The organism is Bdellovibrio sp. HCB337 (assembly GCF_047302465.1).
In the GTDB taxonomy this organism is placed as follows: domain Bacteria; phylum Bdellovibrionota; class Bdellovibrionia; order Bdellovibrionales; family Bdellovibrionaceae; genus JACMRP01.
In genome coordinates this window covers 2,933,092-2,953,369 of the sequence record NZ_CP178621.1, presented here as the reverse complement: position 1 = coordinate 2,953,369, position 20,278 = coordinate 2,933,092, and the positions used below count along the sequence as shown (strand labels likewise).

Sequence of the window (20,278 nt, the reverse complement as noted above, 5' to 3'; positions counted from 1 at the left end):
TTTTTATTTGCCGACAAGATCTGCGTGCAGGCCAACAACCTCGACACCAGTAACGGCTTCGCTAAACGGAAGCCATTTTTTAGAAATTTTCTTGAAGGTGCCATTGGCTTTTAATTTTTTGAGAGCTTGCTTCCACTGCTTGATCAACTCTGGGTTAGTACCTTTTGAAAATGCGATATAGAACTTACTCTTCTCGATCAGAAGATAGCGTTTCAATTCCAAATTCGAAAGGCCCGCTTTTTTAAGCGCGGTTTGAAGCGCGTGGAAGTCGCCACTGATTAAGTCTACGCGGCCCGCTGCCAACAGTCTGACTTCTTGTTCAGGGTTTTTAGTCATCACCAGATTTTGAAAACCCTTTTGTTGAAGAGCTGTCGCAAATAGGGTTTCGTTGACGGCAGCAATGCCAATCAGCTTTTTGGCGTCTTCTATGGATTGAACCGGCAGATTGCGTTCAGCAAGGCCATACAGGGCCACTTCGCTGACTCCGAGGGGGCCAACCATAGTAAATAGTTTGTCGCGCTCTTCGGTGCGAATAACCGTAAATAAAACAACATTGGGTTGATTGCGAAGCTCACGGTAGCCGCGAGCCCACGGCACTACTTGAATAGGGTGCTTATCTTGAGTCAGGGATTGGATCTGTTCAACGATTTCCACGGCAAAGCCTTGAGCCTTGTCATTCTCTTCAAAGCTAATAGGAGGCCATTCCTCAGTCAGAATACTGAGTCTTGTGGTTTTAGCTTTCTCTTGTGCTTGCGTCCCAAACGGACACAAGCAAACAAACAAAATAAAAATTATTTTGAACATAGCCCGATCATATACCTCAGTTTAAGAGGTACCCTCATCCTATTATGGCGATGATTGTGGTCATAGACCCGTATGACACGCGCCTATGATTTTTTTATGTCTATGAATCGGCAGTATGCTTTTAATTCTTGAATACTTTCGCGAATATCATCTAAAGCCCTGTGCTGATTGGATTTGCTGTAAGTGTATCCGAATTTTTTATTCATGATCACTTTCCAAGAGCTCACATCAACAACACGATAGTGCAGACGTTCGCCGAACTCCGGCATGTATTTATCAATGAACAGACGATCTTGGTTGATAGAGTTGCCTGCTAAGATCGGCTTATTTTTAGAATCTGGAAAATGTTTTTTTACGAGATCGCAAAGTTTGGCTTCAACTAAGTCCGGAGCCATTCCGTAAGGAACTTTCGCAGTGAGGCCGGATTTTTTATGATGTTCCGTATTCCATGCGTCCATGTTGTCGAGATAACTTTGTGGCTGACGAACCACGGTTTCGAATTGATCCAGCTCTTGAAAATCAAGATCTGTGATAATAGCCGCCACTTCAATGATGACCTCTTTTTTGACGTCGAGGCCCGTCATCTCCATATCGATCCAATATAATTTATCCATTAAGTCTTCTTTGCTAGTCCGACGTCAATTGCGTCACAGACAGTTTGAATGAGCTTATTTTCATCCCATGGTTTGTCGATAAAAGCAAAGGCTCCGAGGCGGCTGGCCTCAGAAACCATATCTTTATGACGGTAACCAGAATGAATAATGAAAGGAGTGCTCATTCCCTTTTCGCGGATCCATTTCAGAACCTCGAGTCCGGACTTCTTAGGCATTTTTTCGTCGGAAAGAATTGCATCGAAATTTTGGTTGGCGAGGATATCGATACCCTCCATGCCGTTGGATGCTTGGACGATTTCGAGGATGTAGTCCTCTAGCAGTGCGATCAAAACTTCTCGCAGCTCTGCCTCATCATCAATAATAAGGAGTCGTCCTCTTCTTGTATTCATTACCTATGATTTAAATGAATGTTTGATATAGAATCAAGAGGAGTAAGCGCTCCCAGCAAACAATTTTCAGTTAAGAACGAAATCGAAAGATTCGAAACTCTTCAAGAATTCTCAAGGAGCATTTAAGTTTTGAACAATTCTTGAATTTGTTCCATATGAAAAAATGTTTGTTTGTAAATACAGAGAGCTACTTTTTTGTCGAGCTTCCGCTTACCTTGTAATCACCTGCGCGTCCGACAGCTTCTTTCACGCTCTGCTCATTCAGTGTGATGCCTTCTTTGGTAGACAGCATAATTTTTCCGAGGCTCACTTCGCATTTTTCGATCCCGTCCATTTTACAAACTTGTGCTTTGATAGCTTTTACGCAGCTGTTGCATGTCATGCCGGTAACATCGTAGGTAGTGGTTTCTGCAAAAGAGGAAATCGGAAGTATCAATAGGGCAGGGATTAGCCATTTCATGGGAGGTGCTCCTTTTCGGGGCCCATCTTACTCCGAAAGGGGTTGAAGCCAAGTCTTTACGCCTTGAATTTGCTTAAAAGCCGGGCAAACCCCTTAAAAACCTGCATTTTGCTCCATTTTTTTGAGTAAATCCCTAAAGAATCTTGTTGAATAGAGGCGATGAGATCGTTATAAATGTTTCCTCAATTGCGGGGTGGTAGTTAAGTTGGTTATAACGTCCGCCTGTCACGCGGAAGGCCGCGGGTTCGAGTCCCGTCCACCCCGCCAATTTTTTCTAGCTCTTAAGAGCGTATAAGCCGAGGTCGTGACCCTCGGTTTTTTTATGCCTGATAAATAAATCTTTGTGCTAGTCCAGTATCTTGCTGATGTTTTCAGATGATAACCTGAACTAGATGATTTCCAAAAAAACGATCTATATCAATTTGATAGCCCTCTTTTTTCATTTGAACTCGCGAGCTATCGGTAATTTCCAAGATTGTTTAGAGAGTGCCGCCAATAGGCAAGGTGAACTTTATATCCAAATTGCGGAAATATTGAAGACTGTAGATAGTAAAATGGGAGAAATCCCATGTAAAGCTAAGCAAGCTTCGATCCCTGCGCAAGAATGGGAAAAGTTAAAAAAAGATATTTGGTCGAACGCGAAATTCAGAAATTCAAATCCCAACGGAGAGTGCAATGCTCGTGCGACAGCACTCTCTTTTTATCTGGACAAAATGGGCTATAAATCTGAAAAAATATTCATACAAGGTATGATCGATGTTCCGCTAAAACTGTCTACTGGGTACGTGATTTACCCCTATAGGGCCCATACTGCGAATGTCGTAACAATAACTAATGACGATGGTCACCAAAGTAAATTCATCTTAGACCCCATGTTTGCAGACAATTTAGTTCCACTAGATGAGTATCTTGAAAACTTAAAATGTCCAAATCGACCAAAACTAGATTTTGTAATACAGCCTCAAACATCTGAACCGGCTTGGGATAATATCACGCAAGTGAAAAGCAGCGAGTGTGGTTATCGGAAGGCGGTTCTCCAAGCATATAAAAAGGTGTTAGATATAAATGAAGCTGTTGAATCAAAAGTCGGCGGAGGACTCATGTATAGCGTATTTGGGCAAAGTAAACTAACTAATCTGGGCCCCGATAGAGCGACGGCAGTACAGACTCATTGTTCAGAATAAACCTGCCTTTTTAACTTCTAGCTGAAGCAAATTGCTGTTAGCATTTTTGAATATGTGGAATATCAAATTTAAAAAGTTAGTGATCTTTGCGGGCGTCCTATTACTTCAACCGATGGTGAGTCCTGGCTCTTTCGCTTTGGCGAAAAGAAGACCGCCGAAAGCTTTCAGTTTTTGGGCGGAAGGTGGCAAGGCTTCGCAAGAAGAGTGTGACGGAGAACGCAAAATTCCGCGTAAGCTGAAGCACCTTAAGGAATATGCGAAATCTGGCTCTTACATGGGATCGGAAGTACAAACATTCGAGATCAAGGGCAAAGACGACAAAGAGATGTGGAAGCATTTTTTCGGCTCGAAAAGCTCTTGTAATGCTGTTTTGGCGAAAACGCCTTCGTATGCGAACAAGTCCATAAAAAGTGTGAAACAGGAGCTTCCACCAGAAGAGGCTGTAGAAACAGTCGATGAGGAGCAACAGACGCCGAAACAGACGACGGAAGACGGCCCAGATGCCCCAAAAGATGGCCCTCAAGAAGGTCCACAAGATGGCCCAGAGGCGCCTGCTAGCCCAGAGACAGCCGCGAAATCGACACCAAGTCCGTGACCTTCTGAAATTACTTCCTGAAATAGGGCCTGCGAGGGCCTAAGATGGACAGCTTCGGGAAAGCATGTCAGAGTGCGCCTCTATGGAAAATACTTATACTGACTTCGTTCCTCCTCAGCCGCCAAAATCTTTTCGTATCGTTTTGAATCTTAATAGAGCTGAGAAGCGCATCGATACGGTGCTTTTGACAGCATTGAAGGCACAAAAAGAAAATATCGATCTTGCGATTCTGACTCGCGTGCCGTTTAAGCAGCTTTTCTTGGATGGACGAATTCTTATCAAGGGCCAACGTGCAAGACCGTCTTCAGCTGTGACAAAAGGTCTTACCTACGTCGACATCTTGGGATACCCACAAACGAAAAAATAATTTCTCAATTTGCCGATACGTGTGATTGGGTAATTTCATATTCCGCTAGAATTCTCTTCTATAAAGTCAAAGATCTAGATATCGTCTTTTCGAAGGCTTAAACGCGTCTCGAACTTTTAGGAGATTTATATGAAGAACAAAGCAGGCTGCATTCGCAGTTTTGTCATTCCAGTCCCAAAAAAGAATCTTAACCAGTACAAAAAGTTGGCTAAACTTGCTGGCAAGCTTTGGATAGAGCATGGAGCTCTCAGCTACATCGAATGCGTCGGAGAAGAGCTCGAGTATGGCAAGGTGACCTCTTTTCCACGAAGCTTGAAGCTTAAAAAAGGCGAAGTTGTTATCTTAGGATGGTCGACTTTCAAGAGTAGAGCTCAGGCCGAACGTGTGATGAAGAAGGTTATGTCTGACAAGCGTCTTGAGCCTTACATGGATCCAAAAAAATTGGGCTTTGATGGGATGCGGATGTACTGGGGCGGATTCAAGCCACTGGTTCAGATGTAAAGCTGATCTTCGATGCTTTACCGATTTCAAATTGAACTCTCAGATATTGATCGCGGCGTTTACGAGTCTTTGGATTTCCGTGTGGCCCAGCACCCTTCGGAAACCTATCCTTACATGTTAAGCCGCGTGCTGGCTTATTGCTTGGCCTATCAAGAAGGCCTTGAGTTCACTCCAGGGGGCTTGGCGGATCCTGATGCTCCGGCACTACGAAAGCTTGGTAATCATAACTCCATCGACCTATGGATCGAGATCGGCAACCCTTCGGCGCGCAAACTTCATAAGGCGGGTAAGGCTGCCAAAGAAGTGTGGGTCTTCACATATAAAAATCCTGATATTCTTTTAAACGAAATTCGTGCAGGCGATGTTCATCGGGCACAGGATATTCAAATCTTTGCTTTTGAATCTGAGTTTTTGGAGACGCTTGGTAAGAGTGTCGAAAAGAACAACCGCTGGTCCCTGCTTGTACAGCAGGGACAGTGTGATCTTACGATAGGTGCGGTGACGACAGTCGGGCAGGTCAAAAAAATTAGTATTTGATGTCGCGAGCCTCTTCGCGGTTTTCCTGTTTGGCGTCTCGTTTGTCTCTTCGGCAATTGGCGTTGCTTTGTTCATCGCCCTTACGACATTCGTCCTTTGCAGTACGTTCATCTTCGCGACCTGTTTGTCTAACGTCCCGTGAGGCTTGGCGTGTTTTACCTCGTTCGGTAGCATAGGCTTCTGGGGGGATACTTACGGAAAATAAAACAATTCCTGCTAAGGTTGCTCTCATTAGATTAACAAAATTTAAATTCATGGAAAACCTCCACGTCTTTGGGTCTCGGGCTATTTAAAGTCTATTCTGAACTTGTGCCCCTTGTGTCTCAAGGGCCGGTGAATTTGTATTTAGTCAGGCCCTACTCAGTTATGGATCTGAGTGAGTAGGGTGTTTTTGTATTCCTGCTTTGGTAACTTTGATCGCGTTTTTAAGAATGGAGAAAAGCATATTGGGTCGGCAAAACCGGCCTCTTTGTCTACTTGTTATACATGTCATATGCCTATAAAGACGTTTTAGTGTACTTAGAGTAGGATCGATTTTTGTAAATATACGTCTTTGGATAATTGTGTCGTAGCCCTGGAGACTTTTATGCATCCTAAATCATTGTTATTGGCGCTCAGCCTTGCACTGGTGACATCTTCGTTTTCTGAGGTATCCTTTGCCGCAGAGGTATCAACGGCTCTTGAAAACATCACCTTGGAAGGTCCCTGGGAAAAAATCATTAAGGATCGAAACAAAGAAACTGAATACGACGGTGTCATGCGTTTGAGTCAGGCACAAGGCGGTCGGTTAGTCTCTATTAAAATTTCCGTTAGAGGCACCACCAGTATAGATCCTAAAGAGTGTAGTTTTCCTAAGTTGAAAATTAAAGTCGCAAATAAAACTGATGCCGACATCTTTGATGGTAGCAACTCGATTAAAATAGGAACTCATTGCGGCGATGAAAAATCTGCTAGTGAGGCAGGTCGCATTCGAAACGGTGGTGCTGGTACACGCGGTGAGCACTTAGCATATCAAATTTTGACTGCGCTGAATGTTCCTCATCAATCCACTCAGTGGGCGCAAATTACCTATGTGGATCCGACAAGTACAAAGTTTCAACCCAGAACCCGACCTGCATTTTTCCTAGAAACAGAAAAAGCGATGAGCAAAAGAATGGGCGCTGAAGTTATCGACTATACACAAGACCCCCATGACCGAGAAGGTCTCCAGTTTGACAATATCACCTCTGACAAGGTTAATGGAAAGTCAGCGGCTCTCGTATATTTGAGCGAAATGTTATTAGGGAATAACGACTTTGGCTTGCCACTCTCAGACGAAGTTTTAGATCCGGACGAAATGATGTTTGGTATTAAGAATGTCGTTATATTAAATTCAGGCAATCAACGGATTGCTGCGCCTCAAGATTTCGATCTTGCTGCTACAATCACCGGAGACTTTCCTCCACTCTGTATGGAAGAAGATTGCAGTAAAATGGCAGAGACCGAGCAGGAGCACATTCAAGCATTTGTAAGATCCCGATTCTCCTACGTGTCGACCTATTTGACCGAAGTAGAGCCGCAATTCAAGGCTGACTTCCAAGCGGCTCTATCGGAGTTTAGTGCAAATCTTCATCGAGTCACCACGTTGATTGATCAAGCGGCCACTAAAGGTGATCTTCCTGAAGCACAGGCACGCCGATTCAAGCTATTCACCTCGGAAGTTGCGAAATTAATTAAAACTCCTTTGAAATAAAAAGGCCGCAGGCGCGACTCCCATCCAACCAGAATTTTAGGGATATGAACTATCTGCGTTTTTCTACGTAAGCTTTCTTGTTTCAGCAAGTTCCAATTGGCGTTCAATGAACAACTTAAATTCTATATTCGCTGCAGTTAATTGCTGTGGAATAAAAGATGCTTTGGAAAGTCCCGGAAGAGTGTTGGTCTCTAAAAAGACCGGCCCTGTCGAGGTTAAAATCACATCTGTTCTTGAATAGCCAAAACAGCCGAGAGCTTTGTGTGCTTGAATCGCGAGATGTTGAGCCTTTTCAGTTTCCGATGCTGAAAGTATTGCGGGCGTGATTTCAGTCGTACCGCGCCCAAGATACTTACCTTGGTAGTCAAATGAGTGGCCAGCGTTGAGCACAACTTCAGACGGTGGCAAAGCTTTGAGCCCCTGGTCAGTTTCGAGTACTCCAATGGTAAGCTCTCGGCCTTCGATAAATTTTTCTAAGAGGTAGCTGCCATATTTTTCAGAACCTATGGCTTGAGTGGCCTCATTAAGGGACTTCTCATCTGCTATAATATGCAGACCAATACTCGAGCCATTGGCAATGGGTTTTACAACCATTTTCCCGTGCTGCTTATAAAAGGCTTGAATTGTCGACGCTGCATTTTTTAAATTCTCTTGATTCAAAACCATTTCAGCAGCCACTGCGATATCAACTTTCGATACGACTTTCTTTGCTTTATCTTTTTCGAAAGCCAATCGACTTGAGGTCGAATTAGAACCCGTAAATGCAATACTTGCTGATTCAAATAAAGACTGAATAGTGCCGTCTTCACCTTGAGTGCCGTGAAGGGCTAGAAAAACCGTTTTGTCCTTTAAAAAAGAAATAGCCTCGTTAAGAGACTGAGAGAATGGCTTTTGTTGAGTTCTAAATTGAACTTGGAATGCATCTTTATGATTAAGAAGCTCGTCTTTACTGATCGAGGACAACGAGCCCTCAGGGTGAATAAAGTAAATCTCCGAAAATTCATATCTGACTGCGAGATTTTGTGCCGAAGCGACTGAAACCAAACGCTCTTCCGAGCTTCCACCGAATAAAAGAAGTGATTTTTTCATTTCATTATTCTGTGATTCTCACGAAGAATCAGCAAGCTTTTAGTAAAGGGTTTGCTACACGCGACTTTATTGGGGCTTGTGCGGGGCGGCGCCCTGGTCTTCCTCAGTTTTTTGTGTTTAAAGTCTAAGCATGAACATTCCTGAATTCATAGTTCACTACAGCCGAGGAATACCGTTTCGCTCTATGAGCGGCCTTTCTCAAAAGGAGTTGGCGGAAACCCTCAAGGAACTCAATGATACAAACGTGTGGGGACTTCGGCGATTTTCAGATCCTGAGTATCTTCACAGGCGACTGAAGGTCGAACAAAAAATTCGTCATAGTTTTGTTGGTAAGGGCGGAAGGCCAGAGCTGGATTTCCCCATCTATTTCTTTTTAGGAAATAACGCTCGATTCGAAGAGCACAAAAGTAATGTAGGTTACAAAATTAATTTGGCCGATGTACCATCACATGTCGTCAGCTTTACATATGGTGATAGTATGTTTTCTATGTGCGAAAACTATCGTCAGAAATTGGGCGATGAATATCAAAGTCATCTTTGCTCTCAGATCTATAGACTAGATGAGTTGAAAACTTTGCTTTCCGCAATCGAAAAAGAACCTCAAAAACTACATATTGAATGTCAGCTTTGGATAAAGCCGACTGTCGATATGTTTACTCGGATTGGTTAGGCCTATGGCAAAACATCGCATCTATACAATGAGCTTCGCAAGTGTTTATCCCCTTTATGTAACTAAGGCAGAGAAAAAGGGGCGTACGAAAGCAGAAGTCGATGAAATCATTCGTTGGCTAACGGGCTATAGTCAAAAAAAGTTGGAGTCCCAAATAAAAAAGCAGGCAGACTTCGAGACCTTTTTCGCGGAAGCGCCGGAACTAAATCCGTCACGGTCTTTGATTAAAGGGACCATTTGTGGCGTCAAATTAGAAGAGATCGAAGAACCCCTGATGCGAGAGATCCGCTACCTGGATAAGCTCATAGACGAGCTAGCCAAAGGCAAAGCGATGGAAAAGATTTTGCGGGAGTAAATGTAGTGCCAAGATGGATGCATGGTCATTGGTTTGAAGTACGAAAGCAGTGGTTAGGGGCGAGTATTGTGCCAGTCACCTGGCAAGGTTACGCATTAATAGCCATAGCGTTTGCATCAGGTTTTATTTCAAATTTTTCTGAGTATTTTTCATTTTTTTCTAGCCGTGACGTTGAAAATGCCTCTTTGACTTTTTTTGTTTCTATAGTTGTCTTGATACTAGCTAAAACAAAATTCGAAAGACTGACCTAAAAAAATCCTCATATTTTCACTCTTGTAATCGGGACATTCCGCTTCGGTGAACTCTTCACCTTTTTACCATTCGCTGTACAAAAAGTAGCCGAGTGGATTCTTTCATATGTATTATTAGCCCTTTAAAGCTGGCTTAACTTTCGCATGTAGGCCTGTGACTTTAAAAACAGGAGTAATTATGCAAACAGGAAAGTTTATGAAGAAAATTTTGGCAGCGCTCGTTTTAACAGCGGCTCTCCCAATGGTTGCCAGTGCAAAGACCCAAATCGTTTTGCATCATGGCCCAAGCCAAGCCGAAAAAACTGCAATTCTTAGCAATGTCTTCCGTGCTATCGAGCACGACGAAGTTGGTCCTATGAGATTCTCTCTTTCTAAGTCTCCGCAAAGCGGGCTGATAGAAGTGCTTTATGCTCCGCCAGCTTGGTACAAAAGAGCTTGGGACCAAGATAAGATCTATAGAATCGGTACTGCTTTCGCTGACGTGAAAGACATCACTGTGAAAGGTGACTATATCGTTGTGACTGGAAAACAAAAAAGCGGCGCTGAAAGCCAGATCTCGCTTCTTTTCAAAACGCGAAACTATCCATTTAAGAAAAACATCATGCTTCGCCAAGGACCGCCGCCAACAGCGAAATCTCCAACAGTTCTTGACCTTGTAGTCGACGGTTGTACGGGCCTTGGTGATGACAACGCAGTAGATTCCAATGGTGGGTTTGTTCCGAAGTTCTTGAATCTTTACGGTCAGGACAAAAATGGAGCCTTCGATCTAGGCTTGTTAGGTGAAAATCATATTTCTGCCCAAGCGGACGAACTTAAGATCCGCCCTAACGGAGACGTAGAACTGACTTTCGATTCAGGAACTACTCGTGTTATTGGTAAAATAGACATTAGGGAACTACCAGCAGAACATACTTGCGGACGAGTTGTTGTCGAGCTGGCGGGCCCGGTGAGCCTTAGCTACAAGAAATCAACGCGTCCTATGCTTGAGGGCGGAATGTTTTTTCCGTTTCCAGTAATCGTGGTGAAGCACGATGTAAGACTTGAATTTCAAGGTCAAGAACTCCGTTGCGAAATGCTTTCTTCACGTGACGAGGTTGTCGGATACAAAGTTAAAGGTGCTAGAAACTGCAGCAGCAACCCTGAGGGGTAATTAGGCTCCTGCAAGTTACCTGAAACCGAGGTCGCAAGCCTCGGTTTTTTTATGCCCTTATGGGCAAGAGCAAAAAAAGCCTTCCCACGTCACTTTAGATAGATCTGATGGAGACGAACAATCCTTAACCTGATTCGAACTGTAACTAGGCGGTAACGTAATAGTCGCGCCGCCAGCTGATGTTGGACACCTTTTTCCGGCTGATGCATTTCTGTTCCCACAAAGTTGATAAATCGTTCCGCTATATCCGCTGGGAACTGACATATATCCAATGCATCCAGGACCTGAGGGTGTTGTAGTATAGTCTACTGGAAAACCGCACGCTAGAATCGGTCGCGCACTTGCTGAACCTGCCATAGAGTCGATCAAAATATTTATAGAAGCAAAAATTGGAGCTATCGATCGACTCATTCCGGTACTCGTGAAAGTAACTTTCAAATCTCCTCTAAATTGGTCAGGAACTCCCGTCGGTCGAATATCTTGAAAAATGACTTCACTCACTTTCAAGCCAGAAAGAGACTGTCCTACTGAGACTAGCTCGGGCGCGGTATTATCGGTGCCATAATAGAGTTTATTAAAATGAATCGTAGATACCAAAGAACCGTCCGGCTTAGTTGCCGTTGTGTCTATGGTCTGCCCGGAGTCATAAAATTGCCAGGTGCAAATCTGAATATTGTTCATTGCCTGTGCGACCATAGCCTTTAATTCAATAGAGTCACTTTTTTGCTGGAAGAATTTTATAGATTTATTTTGCATATCGGAAATTGACATCATTATGGATGCCAGAATCCCAGCAATAACCAAACCGATAAGAACAACTATGAGAGTTTGGCCCGACTGTGATTTTAATTTACCAACAAAATTTGTATGGATTTGAGAGGCCGGAGTACGAAGCCCGCTCTTGCTGTCAGCAATGGTGGGGTTAACATGCTGTTTTAGTGTCATACAAAACTCTCGGTAAAATCTCTGAGCAACTTAAGAAGTATATGTTTACGCTTTTTCCGTGGTCTTCAGGTTCTGCGACTCTCTGGTTTGTGGCCCTCGATATTTTTACCAACTTTTTTCACTTTCTTTTTTGCTAAACGCTACTCGTAGTGATGTCTATTTCTGGGTAATCTGATGATCCCACAGCGTGGTCAGTAAAATTTATGGCCAGCATGGTCGTTTTCTCTTTCTCTAAATGTCACTCACAGTGGTTTTTGTTTCCGTAAAATTCGTTGACCTCGTTCGATTGCAAAACAACCTAATGTTGAGTGGCAAACTAGCCGAAAGTACTGCTATGACACCAATGCAGCACGTTATCTCCATCATTGTCGACACCAAGAGTGGTCTTTATACTCCGGCCTCTCAAATCCATACAAATTTTGTTGGTAAATTAAAATCACAGTCGGGCCAGGGGGTCGTATCCGCTCTTGTCGGGTTGGCTCTCGTTGGAATTCTGGCATCAGCTATGATGACGATTTCCGATACGCAAAATAAATCTATAAAATTCTTCCAGCAAAAAAGTGACTCTATTGATTTAAAGAGTTCGGTAGCGCAAGCGATGAACAATACTCAGATCTGCAGCTGGCAATTTTATGACTCCGGGCAGACCATAGACACAACGGCAACTAAGCCGGACGGTTCTTTGGTATCTACGATTCATTTTAATAAACTCTATTTTGGCGCCGATAATACCACGCGTGAGCTAGTCTCTGTAGGACAGACGGTTTCTGGCTTGAAAGTGAGTGGTGTCAGTTTTCAAGATATTCGACCGACGGGAATTCCTGACCATTTTAGGGGGTATTTGAAAATTAACTTCGCAGGTACTGAAACGACTCGGTCGATAGCTTCAGTTTTAGCTTCTGTAAATGTTGTCGTCGACTCAACATCAGGTTCACCAAGCGTGCGAAGAATTCTATCGTGTGGTTTCCCAGACTATTCTGATTCGGCGCCGACACCGACGCCGACACCCGCGCCTACGCCAACACCTACGGTAACGCCAGGGCCTACGGCAACACCAGGGCCTACGGCAACACCAGGGCCTACGGCAACACCAGGGCCTACGGCAACACCAGGGCCTACGGTAACGCCAGGGCCTACGGCTACGCCAACGCCAACACCGCGTCCAACGGTAACACCGACTCCTACTCCAGCACCAACACCGGCGCCATCACCGACATGTAGTGCCTACAAATTGGTTCCACCTGGGGGAATTACTGGAACAATTTACCAATTTTGCGGAAACCACAATGCATCAGCCGGAAAAAGATGTCCGCAAGCTGGTGGAGCGAAGATTCTTTTACAGCCTAGTTACAGTAATTATAGGCTTAATGATTGTGGACCAATAGATCCTACTAGGGTCTCGTGGGAAGGCATTTATTGCTCTTGCCCATAAGGCCTTGCAAAACTAAGCAAACCTCTTCGACATCAGTGTACGCACGTAATCGACATGCCCACGGAGTGAGTAGAACTCGTTAGCGAACGCTGCACGCACTCGCATTTTGCTGATTTCGGTGTCGATGCGTTCAAAGTGCTTTCTTAAAACATCGCGACGAGACGGGTCGCTCTCGTTTTTGAATTTTTCTTCCAAAATCAAGAGGTCACGATAACGACGACGAATCTTCATCTGCGTGCGCCAGCGGAAAAAGACTGGCACGAAACGAATCGCTGGGATCAACAACACAGCAATCGGTAAGAAGACTACGACGAAGCGGCTAACTAGGCTTGCAAGCCAAAACGGCAGGTTTCGATAGAATAATGACTTCCCTGATTTATAGAATCTCTGCGCATCTTCGCTGAGCTTGATCGCATGCTCTACGGGGGTTGGGAATTCACCACGCTTTTGATAGAGGTTCGGGCGACTGTGGATTTCTACTGCAGCATCCAGAAGCAGATCAGACAAAGCTGGATGCAGGTCATTAGTGGCAATCAATTCCACCATTGGGCCTACCAGCGTGATGTCGTGATCAGGAATGTTTTTGCCAAGATCAATAGCGCCTTCGGGAACTTCCAGAACATTCAGATAGTCAATTCTGCGATTGATCGCCGCAGCTTGTTTGAAGTTCATTAGGTGAATTTCGTCAGATTTAGAAAGCTTACGGACGTCGTCATTCGAAGCGCTTTCAGTCATGATAAAAGCGGCATCGATTTCTTTCTTTTCAAGGGCCGCGATCGCATCATCCGCGTCCATATTAAGAAGCTTCGTAGTACCTGGATCTTTTTCTTTAATCCCATTGGCGCCAAGCAGTCTTAATGCAAATTTTCTTGTGCCGGACCCCTCAGAGCCAATCGCTACGGATTTGCCTGTCAGTTCTGAGAGCAGCTCGATCTTTTTCCCTCGGTAGAAAACCATCAGAGGTTGGTAGGTGACGCCACCTAGGGAAACGAGGTTTTCTGTTTTCAGGTCTCTATCGCGGATACCCCCTTGAACAAAGGCAATATCCATTTTGGATTTTGGGTCGGCGAGGCGCTCGAGGTTTTGCAAAGAGCCATCAGAGGTATGCACATTCACTTTTACGCCATTTTTTGCAAGTGCTTTAGCATAGCGAAGGGCCGTCTTGTGAAAGTAACTGTCTTCAGGGCCGGTAGAGAAATTGATCGTTGATGGTGGTGCGCTTCTAAAAAACGCAATCACTCCGCCGACAATAACTAGAAACGCAACCGACAGCACAGTGATTGCGACTGTGGGGCCAATATCAAAAAGCTCCATAATGGTTCTAAGGCCATAGTGGTATTCTTTTTGGTCCTCAAGGTCATGAGAGGTTTTTGGAGGTGTCGTATTCATAATACTTCCTATTCAATATGGCCGATTTTTAACATGAACTGCCGGTTACCGACATCAACTGCAACCAAGTGTAGATCCGGATAGGCGGGGACAAGCTTTTTTGGTTCAACAGTGACTTTTAGAACTTGGCTCTCGTCTTTGTCTTTGCCGAGATATTCAAATGTACAAATCCCAGACAGAGCTGCATCTAATCTGTCCTTCACGGCATCAAGAGCAAACTTTGTCAGGAATTTAAAATCAAAGCCTTTGATGTTCAGTTCACGCAGACGGATTTCGAAAACATCAGGGCCGGTTGTAACAAAGTCTACAGTTGTATCAAAAGGAACGCTGATAAAATACTTTTTCCATTTGCCAGAGACATGAAGCCCATCATCCTTGAGCGCCATTTCAAAGTCGCGGATGTCATTCATTTTGTCTTTCTGAATGGACATCAAAGCTTTGCTATTGAAGATGTTCTGATTCAAACGAATAAGAAGCGAAGGGGCGACCTTTAACCCCACACGCTGTTGACGAGGTCCGCGTGGGGATGCTGAAGGAACTTCTTCTAGCTGTGAGTCTACATCGACAACAAAATAATCTTCACCACCACCGTCGACCTTGTCATGACTAATACGGACACCACCGAGTTCAATGTCTTTCAGATAAGGAAGAAGTTTGCTCAGGCGGAGCTTTAGGATGATGGCATTTTTGCGCGCGCTGATTTCCTCGTTAATGTTAAGTTCTTTTTCTCCAGTGAAGGCCAGGATATTGTTCACGGACTTCGCGGTGTTTTCCATCCGAGCGCGTTCAATGGGAACAGCTTGCAATTGCAAGTCGACCAGTTTTTTCTTAAGTTTCAGGTCTTCGATTTTTTCGGGCTCTTCTTCTGCTTTGATCTCACGTTGAATGGTTTTTAGTTCAGACTTCAGTTTAGCAGTTTTACGATCGTAGATAGACATGTCCCCAGAAAGGGCTGCAAGGTAGCCCCGCGCGGACGCAAGTCCCAAGGATAGCAATTCTACGGGCACGATCACGCGATCGTTCTTGGGATCTGTCGATATTGCGGGGTAGAAATAAGTTTCTTTGATTGGGAACTCTAAAACGAGGTGACCATCTTTGGTGACAGAGAGTTTGAGTGTCACTCGAAATTTGAACTCGCCAAGGCCAGGTTCTAAATTCATAGTTCCCATCTCTTCGAGAGGAACTTGAATTTTACCAAGTAAAAACATCTGATCCGTCTTGGCGTCGAGTTCAATTTTGAAATCTTTAAAAATCGGCGCCTTGGCCGTGCGCGCTTTCAGCTGTTCATTAATGAAAGCTTTCGAAATGAAAACGCTAGCTACCCGGCGCTTCAGAGGATTTTTTGGATCATAGGCCGCAGGGGCCCAGCGCGGAGTCGCTACTGCAGCGAAAAGTAACAGATATGTTAAAAGTCTGATCATGAAGAATTATTCTAAGGAAATGTCTCCTAAATTCAACGGAAATCGCTCTACACAAAATGCGGCACTAGCTGCAAGGCGTTGGATGATTGTTCACATGGAACCTGGTTCTTCGAGTGTCTTTTCTTGCCTTCAATAAATCTCGTTAGTGATGATCTCGGAGGTATCAACATAGGAGAATATTTATGGAGCAATCACAATCAGAAGTCGTTCATAAGGGTAAGTTTAACGCAGATAAGACGGGCAAAGTTTTTTATACCGCAAAGACACACACCATAGGCGGTCGTGTCGGCGGGTCCGCTAAGAGCGATGATGGGCAACTTGATGTCATGTTTGCCTCCCCAGGGGCAAAAGGCAGGGGCACTAATCCCGAACAGATGTTCGCAGCCGGTTGGTCTGCCTGCTTTATCGGTGCAATGGGAGGTGTTGCTCAAAAGGAGAAAATTCCGTTGCCCAAAGACACAGCCGTCGATGCAGAAGTGGACCTCGTAGTTTCGGGTGGTCAGGATTATTCTTTGCAAGCACGTCTGAACGTCACGCTTCCAGGAATCGATCGTGAAAAGGCTCTGCAAATTGTCGAAGCTGCCAGCCACGTCTGTCCTTATTCAAAAGCGATCGAAGGTAATGTCGAAGTGACTTATCACCTCGTCTAAGCATTTTGAAAAGGCTATATTCTTGAGAAGGGGAAACCTGTTATTGAGCTAAGTAAGTAAAGTCTTCAGCAGGGCGGGGTAATTCAGAGTTTTTCTCGCAAAAGGACGTTCTAGTTGCTCCCGCAAGAGCCGAGTTTTGAAGACGGAACAAAGTTCCTGGGTATTCCTTACTCGACCAAAAGCTCGACTGTGGCACTCTGCCTTTTTCTTTGTTAATATACGATCCATGTCGATGTTTCAGGAACTAATCCTTACTTTTGTTGCGCTAACTACTTTACAAGCTTTCCGCTATTTTGTATTTGCCGGAGCTGCTTTTTTTCTAGTTAAAAAAGTAAAGGCCTTGCAAGCAAAGCCCATGCAGCCAAATCCAGTTAAGAAGGCTGACATTCTTCGTGATATTAAGTACTCGGTTCAAACCGTCACCATTTATGGCCTTATGTTGTCGACGACGCTGAATCCTTACGTCAGACCATACACGAAAATCTATATGGATGTGAATGAGCGGGGAATCGGCTGGATCATTTTCTGTTTTGTTTTACTTTTCATTATTCACGATACGTATTTCTATTGGATGCATAAAACACTGCATCTGCCATTTTTCTTTAAGCGCTTTCATCGCACTCATCACTTGTCGACGAATCCCACTTCAATGTCTTCGCAGGCATTTCATCCTGTTGAAGCTTTTGCGGAGCTCTTTTGGTTTTTCCCGGTGGTATTTATTTTGCCAATGCACGTGTCAGTGCCGATGGGCTTTAGCCTTATGACGTTCCTGTATAATATCTATGCCCATTCACATTTTGAATTGGCGCCAGACTGGCTGCTGAAGAGTCCTTACTTTAAGTGGTTTAATCCAGCGATTAATCACAATATTCATCACAAGCGTTCCCAGGGGAACTACGGGCTTTATTTCACCTTCTGGGATAAAGTCATGAAGACCCACAGAAAATAGCATTGGGTCTTTATTTTTTACCGCGCTCTGGTTGAGCTGGTTTCTTAGAAGTTGTGCTGCCTGTACTTGGAGCTTCGTTTACAGAGAGAATGCGATTATAGTCGGGCAGGAGGGCGCAAAAAGAAGATAGCATATTTGCATAATATGCAAACTGAACGCGCTCCCCACCGAAGTGATTAAAATTTATATTTTCATCACGATAATTATAATCCATTTCTGGTTCGATTAAACTATTTTTGTAGTCCTTAGTTTGTTGATAGTCCTGCGCAAATTTTCGAAGATTTTCCATCTCACGATATGTGGTCCCATAAAAACCTGAATGTTTTCCATCTAGCATCTCTACAAGTTTTTTGTTGTACTTTTCACACTTGTGAATTTCCTCTTTTGTCATAGAGGTTTCCTTGATTATTTCTGTGTGCTGTTTGCAGAACTCCGGATTGACCGTGCCGCAACCATACGCGTGGTTACAGAATGTAACGTCTTTGGAATCTCTCCGGTTCTTTACAAGCAATATCTCTATTCCCATGATACCCTTACCAACGACCACATTGTCTTCACTGCCTTTAAATAAAGTTTGATCTTTATTTAATTTTTCTACTGTATATGTTCGTGTATACGATTCTTTCGGGCCACCCCCTGTTGAGAAAGTTTTCGCTTCAGCTACCAAAGTATTCAAACTGAAAACCAGAACACTCAAAGCAGAAAATAACTTTGGGAATTTCATAGAACTCCTTATAACTTTTGTAGAAGGTTCTAATTCAAGATTCGGTTCAAACTTGTTTGGGGGATAGTCTAGGTGGCGCTTTTGCACACAAGTACTGTAGTCAGCTTGTGCGGCACCACAGTCCTTAAGCCGCAGGCTCCTGCTTTTTGGCGGAGCCGCCTTTAACCACTACTAAAAGATCTGCAACTAGCTCTTGCAAGTTTTTACCTTGATCGGCCATTTGGTTGGTCGAAGTCACAAGACTTTCTGAAATCGAAGCATTGTTTTGCGAAAGCGCGTCGATCTGCTGAACGGCCGTAGAGATTTGCACAAGTCCTGTTAGCTGCTCGTCACTGGCTGCAGCGATCTTATTATTAATTTCAGAAACACTCTTAATAGATTCAACGATATCTCGCAGAACTTCGCCACTTTCGTTGGCGACTTTCTTTCCGGCGATCGCTTTATCGACGCTAGTTTTGGTTAGGCCGTTGATCTCTTTCGCAGAGGCCGCGCTCTTGTGTGCAAGACTTCGAACGGCTTCTGCAACAACAGCGAATCCTTTACCAGCTTCACCGGCGCGGGCCGCTTCTACCGAGGCATTCAAGGCCAATAAGTTAATTTGAAAGGCGATATCATCAATGACTTGGACCGCAGCTTCGATCTGCTGAGCACTTTCAGCCATTTCAGTCATGGTGTTGATCATGCCAAATATTTTGTTCTCTCCAAGCTGAGCCTTGCTGCTGTTTTCTGTCGAAATTTTGGCAGCCTCGCTGGCAAATTGCGCATTGCCTTTAACGATCGAAGTCAGCTCTTCAACAGAACTAGCGGTCTCTTCCAGTGAGGCCGCTACCCCCGTTATCCCACTTGATAGGTTCTGTGTGTTGCTAGAGCAATCCTTACTTTCCGAGCGAACATGCAGCCCCAAGGTATCGATTTTAGTCATCGATGTTAATAAGGACCGTGTTGTTCTCACCACCATTAGCAAGGAGAGCAGTGTGGTAAGTAAGGTTGCAAGAATAGCTCCTAAGCCCCATTTTAGGATTTTTTGTGATTGTTCTTTCGAGTGTTCATAGACGTCTTTGACTGAAAGCTGCTGACTGCCACTCAGTTTCTCCATAGGTTTCAGCAGTTTTAGCTGAATGAGGGGCCAGTCGTTTTCTAAGATTTCTATAGCTGAATCTTTGTTGTCTGAACTTAAGGCTTTTTCACACTTGCTGACAAAATCTTGGATGTTTCTCTGGATGGATTGATCGATCTCTTCGACGAGTTTTACTTGTTCTGGTGTAAGCTCAGACATTTGTATCTGGCTCTTATATTTTTTCCAGTGCTCGTCGATACTTTTTTTGTCTTCTAAGATTTTATTGCGGGCTCCGGTTGCTGGAAACAGTCCTGCCAAGTAGCCGGTCAGTCGAATCAGCATGTCTTTAGAGTCTTCTTTGATCTCATCAGTTTCCGTGGCAGGTAGAATTTGTCGTAAGTAAATTCTCTCTAAGGTGGATTCTGCGAATTTGCTCGAAGTAATAGCCAGGAAGCTGAGAATCGCCACCGGAATCATCATTGCTGCGTAGGACAGAAGTAGTTTTTTAAGAAGCCCGTGTTTTTGCATAAAAATATTTCTATTTTTCTACGGAATAGCCTTTTTGTTTCCACTCGGGCAAGCCGCCACGGAACCAATAGACTTTTTTGAAACCATCTTTAATAGCTAGCACGGATGCTTTATAGCTCTTCCAACAATCAGCACCATTACATTGAAAAATCACAGGGGCGTCTTTGCCTGCTGTAACAGCGCTTAAGTTGAATTTGTCCTGAGCGCCATCAAAGCCAGCTTCTTTCTTGCTATTCTCTTTATATGGAACGCTGACGGCTCCTGGAATATGTTCTTCGACGTATTCAGTAGCAACACGAACATCATAGATCTTTGCTCCAGATCCCATAAGCTCGCGAGCTTTGTCGGCAGTAACGATGGTGGCACCAGCCAATTCTGTAGGTGTATCGACAGCCATGGCGGGGACGGTGGTTAGAAATGCAACTAGTGCAATAACAAGATTCTTCATTGAGAACCCCCTTTAGGTGTTAAAGATCGGTTGCATC

The 20,278-nt window shown here is 44.2% G+C and carries 25 protein-coding genes and 1 tRNA gene; 14 read left to right on the top strand and 12 right to left on the bottom strand.

What is annotated here, in order from left to right:
• Positions 1-3 precede the first annotated feature (3 nt).
• The 4 genes from ACLWBB_RS14295 to ACLWBB_RS14280 all read right to left on the bottom strand — a co-directional run bounded on the left by ACLWBB_RS14295 (position 4) and on the right by ACLWBB_RS14280 (position 2,267).
• Positions 4-804 carry a substrate-binding periplasmic protein gene (locus tag ACLWBB_RS14295; protein WP_413288222.1) on the bottom strand — a complete coding sequence of 267 codons (801 nt, stop codon included), beginning with the start codon at positions 802-804 and terminating at the stop codon, positions 4-6.
• An 83-nt stretch (positions 805-887) separates the two neighbouring features.
• Positions 888-1,418 (bottom strand): oligoribonuclease, encoded by a 531-nt coding sequence (gene orn, locus ACLWBB_RS14290; RefSeq protein ID WP_413288221.1) that lies wholly within the window; start codon positions 1,416-1,418, stop codon positions 888-890.
• Positions 1,418-1,807 (bottom strand): response regulator, encoded by a 390-nt coding sequence (locus ACLWBB_RS14285; RefSeq protein ID WP_413288220.1) that lies wholly within the window; start codon positions 1,805-1,807, stop codon positions 1,418-1,420. Before ACLWBB_RS14285 ends, orn begins: the two co-directional genes overlap by 1 nt.
• Positions 1,808-1,994: 187 nt before the next feature.
• Positions 1,995-2,267, bottom strand: coding sequence for a heavy-metal-associated domain-containing protein (locus tag ACLWBB_RS14280; RefSeq protein ID WP_413288219.1), 273 nt, complete (start codon positions 2,265-2,267; stop codon positions 1,995-1,997).
• A gap of 190 nt (positions 2,268-2,457) precedes the next feature.
• On the opposite strand from ACLWBB_RS14280, the gene ACLWBB_RS14275 reads away from it, so the two are divergent.
• The 6 genes from ACLWBB_RS14275 to ACLWBB_RS14250 all read left to right on the top strand — a co-directional run bounded on the left by ACLWBB_RS14275 (position 2,458) and on the right by ACLWBB_RS14250 (position 5,451).
• Positions 2,458-2,534 (top strand) — tRNA-Asp (locus ACLWBB_RS14275).
• Between the two features lie 125 nt (positions 2,535-2,659).
• Positions 2,660-3,451, top strand: coding sequence for a protein-glutamine glutaminase family protein (locus tag ACLWBB_RS14270; protein ID WP_413288218.1), 792 nt, complete (start codon positions 2,660-2,662; stop codon positions 3,449-3,451).
• A gap of 52 nt (positions 3,452-3,503) precedes the next feature.
• The gene (locus tag ACLWBB_RS14265; protein ID WP_413288217.1) at positions 3,504-4,046 is read left to right on the top strand and encodes a hypothetical protein; all 543 of its coding nucleotides are present in this window, start codon (positions 3,504-3,506) and stop codon (positions 4,044-4,046) included.
• An 82-nt stretch (positions 4,047-4,128) separates the two neighbouring features.
• A complete protein-coding gene (locus ACLWBB_RS14260; protein ID WP_413288216.1) occupies positions 4,129-4,413 on the top strand; it encodes a hypothetical protein in 285 nt (94 codons plus the stop codon).
• A gap of 129 nt (positions 4,414-4,542) precedes the next feature.
• The gene (locus ACLWBB_RS14255) at positions 4,543-4,914 is read left to right on the top strand and encodes a DUF1428 domain-containing protein (protein WP_413288215.1); all 372 of its coding nucleotides are present in this window, start codon (positions 4,543-4,545) and stop codon (positions 4,912-4,914) included.
• A gap of 12 nt (positions 4,915-4,926) precedes the next feature.
• A complete protein-coding gene (locus tag ACLWBB_RS14250) occupies positions 4,927-5,451 on the top strand; it encodes a YaeQ family protein (protein WP_413288214.1) in 525 nt (174 codons plus the stop codon).
• Here ACLWBB_RS14250 and ACLWBB_RS14245 read toward each other — a convergent pair.
• Positions 5,441-5,707, bottom strand: a complete 267-nt coding sequence (locus tag ACLWBB_RS14245; RefSeq protein WP_413288213.1) for a hypothetical protein — start codon at positions 5,705-5,707, stop codon at positions 5,441-5,443. The genes ACLWBB_RS14250 and ACLWBB_RS14245 overlap by 11 nt on opposite strands.
• 330 nt (positions 5,708-6,037) lie before the next feature.
• On the opposite strand from ACLWBB_RS14245, the gene ACLWBB_RS14240 reads away from it, so the two are divergent.
• A complete protein-coding gene (locus ACLWBB_RS14240; protein ID WP_413288212.1) occupies positions 6,038-7,183 on the top strand; it encodes a hypothetical protein in 1,146 nt (381 codons plus the stop codon).
• Positions 7,184-7,246: 63 nt separating this feature from the next.
• Here ACLWBB_RS14240 and ACLWBB_RS14235 read toward each other — a convergent pair whose 3' ends face one another.
• Positions 7,247-8,272, bottom strand: coding sequence for an ATP-grasp domain-containing protein (locus ACLWBB_RS14235; RefSeq protein WP_413288211.1), 1,026 nt, complete (start codon positions 8,270-8,272; stop codon positions 7,247-7,249).
• A 130-nt stretch (positions 8,273-8,402) separates the two neighbouring features.
• Here ACLWBB_RS14235 and ACLWBB_RS14230 point away from each other — a divergent pair, with 130 nt between their 5' ends.
• The 4 genes from ACLWBB_RS14230 (at position 8,403) to ACLWBB_RS14215 (ending at position 10,698) form a co-directional block, all read left to right on the top strand.
• On the top strand, positions 8,403-8,942 hold the full coding sequence (locus tag ACLWBB_RS14230) for a hypothetical protein (RefSeq protein WP_413288210.1): 540 nt from the start codon (positions 8,403-8,405) through the stop codon (positions 8,940-8,942).
• Between the two features lie 4 nt (positions 8,943-8,946).
• Complete coding sequence (locus ACLWBB_RS14225) at positions 8,947-9,297, top strand: DUF2200 domain-containing protein (protein WP_413288209.1); 351 nt, start codon at positions 8,947-8,949, stop codon at positions 9,295-9,297.
• Positions 9,298-9,302: 5 nt separating this feature from the next.
• Entirely contained in the window at positions 9,303-9,548 is a 246-nt protein-coding gene (locus ACLWBB_RS14220; protein WP_413288208.1) for a hypothetical protein, read from the top strand.
• A 178-nt stretch (positions 9,549-9,726) separates the two neighbouring features.
• A complete protein-coding gene (locus ACLWBB_RS14215) occupies positions 9,727-10,698 on the top strand; it encodes a hypothetical protein (protein ID WP_413288207.1) in 972 nt (323 codons plus the stop codon).
• A 57-nt stretch (positions 10,699-10,755) separates the two neighbouring features.
• Here the strand turns inward: ACLWBB_RS14215 and ACLWBB_RS14210 are convergent, their stop codons facing one another.
• Positions 10,756-11,643: a type IV pilus modification PilV family protein gene (locus ACLWBB_RS14210; RefSeq protein ID WP_413288206.1), complete on the bottom strand. Its 888-nt coding sequence runs from the start codon at positions 11,641-11,643 to the stop codon at positions 10,756-10,758.
• A 334-nt stretch (positions 11,644-11,977) separates the two neighbouring features.
• Between ACLWBB_RS14210 and ACLWBB_RS14205 the strand changes: the two genes are divergently transcribed.
• Positions 11,978-13,075, top strand: coding sequence for a hypothetical protein (locus tag ACLWBB_RS14205; RefSeq protein ID WP_413288205.1), 1,098 nt, complete (start codon positions 11,978-11,980; stop codon positions 13,073-13,075).
• Positions 13,076-13,087: 12 nt separating this feature from the next.
• On the opposite strand, the gene ACLWBB_RS14200 is transcribed toward ACLWBB_RS14205, so the two are convergent.
• Positions 13,088-14,464 (bottom strand): TAXI family TRAP transporter solute-binding subunit, encoded by a 1,377-nt coding sequence (locus ACLWBB_RS14200; protein WP_413288204.1) that lies wholly within the window; start codon positions 14,462-14,464, stop codon positions 13,088-13,090.
• Between the two features lie 8 nt (positions 14,465-14,472).
• Complete coding sequence (locus ACLWBB_RS14195) at positions 14,473-15,885, bottom strand: hypothetical protein (RefSeq protein WP_413288203.1); 1,413 nt, start codon at positions 15,883-15,885, stop codon at positions 14,473-14,475.
• A gap of 182 nt (positions 15,886-16,067) precedes the next feature.
• Between ACLWBB_RS14195 and ACLWBB_RS14190 the strand changes: the two genes are divergently transcribed.
• Together ACLWBB_RS14190 and ACLWBB_RS14185 are read left to right on the top strand one after the other, a co-directional pair.
• Complete coding sequence (locus tag ACLWBB_RS14190) at positions 16,068-16,535, top strand: organic hydroperoxide resistance protein (protein ID WP_413288202.1); 468 nt, start codon at positions 16,068-16,070, stop codon at positions 16,533-16,535.
• A 226-nt stretch (positions 16,536-16,761) separates the two neighbouring features.
• Positions 16,762-17,484: a sterol desaturase family protein gene (locus ACLWBB_RS14185; RefSeq protein WP_413288201.1), complete on the top strand. Its 723-nt coding sequence runs from the start codon at positions 16,762-16,764 to the stop codon at positions 17,482-17,484.
• A 10-nt stretch (positions 17,485-17,494) separates the two neighbouring features.
• Here ACLWBB_RS14185 and ACLWBB_RS14180 read toward each other — a convergent pair whose 3' ends face one another.
• From ACLWBB_RS14180 to ACLWBB_RS14170, 3 genes are all read right to left on the bottom strand, one after another.
• Positions 17,495-18,208 (bottom strand): hypothetical protein, encoded by a 714-nt coding sequence (locus ACLWBB_RS14180; RefSeq protein WP_413288200.1) that lies wholly within the window; start codon positions 18,206-18,208, stop codon positions 17,495-17,497.
• A gap of 124 nt (positions 18,209-18,332) precedes the next feature.
• A complete protein-coding gene (locus ACLWBB_RS14175) occupies positions 18,333-19,793 on the bottom strand; it encodes a methyl-accepting chemotaxis protein (protein WP_413288199.1) in 1,461 nt (486 codons plus the stop codon).
• A gap of 10 nt (positions 19,794-19,803) precedes the next feature.
• The gene (locus ACLWBB_RS14170; RefSeq protein ID WP_413288198.1) at positions 19,804-20,241 is read right to left on the bottom strand and encodes a rhodanese-like domain-containing protein; all 438 of its coding nucleotides are present in this window, start codon (positions 20,239-20,241) and stop codon (positions 19,804-19,806) included.
• Positions 20,242-20,278: the final 37 nt, after the last annotated feature.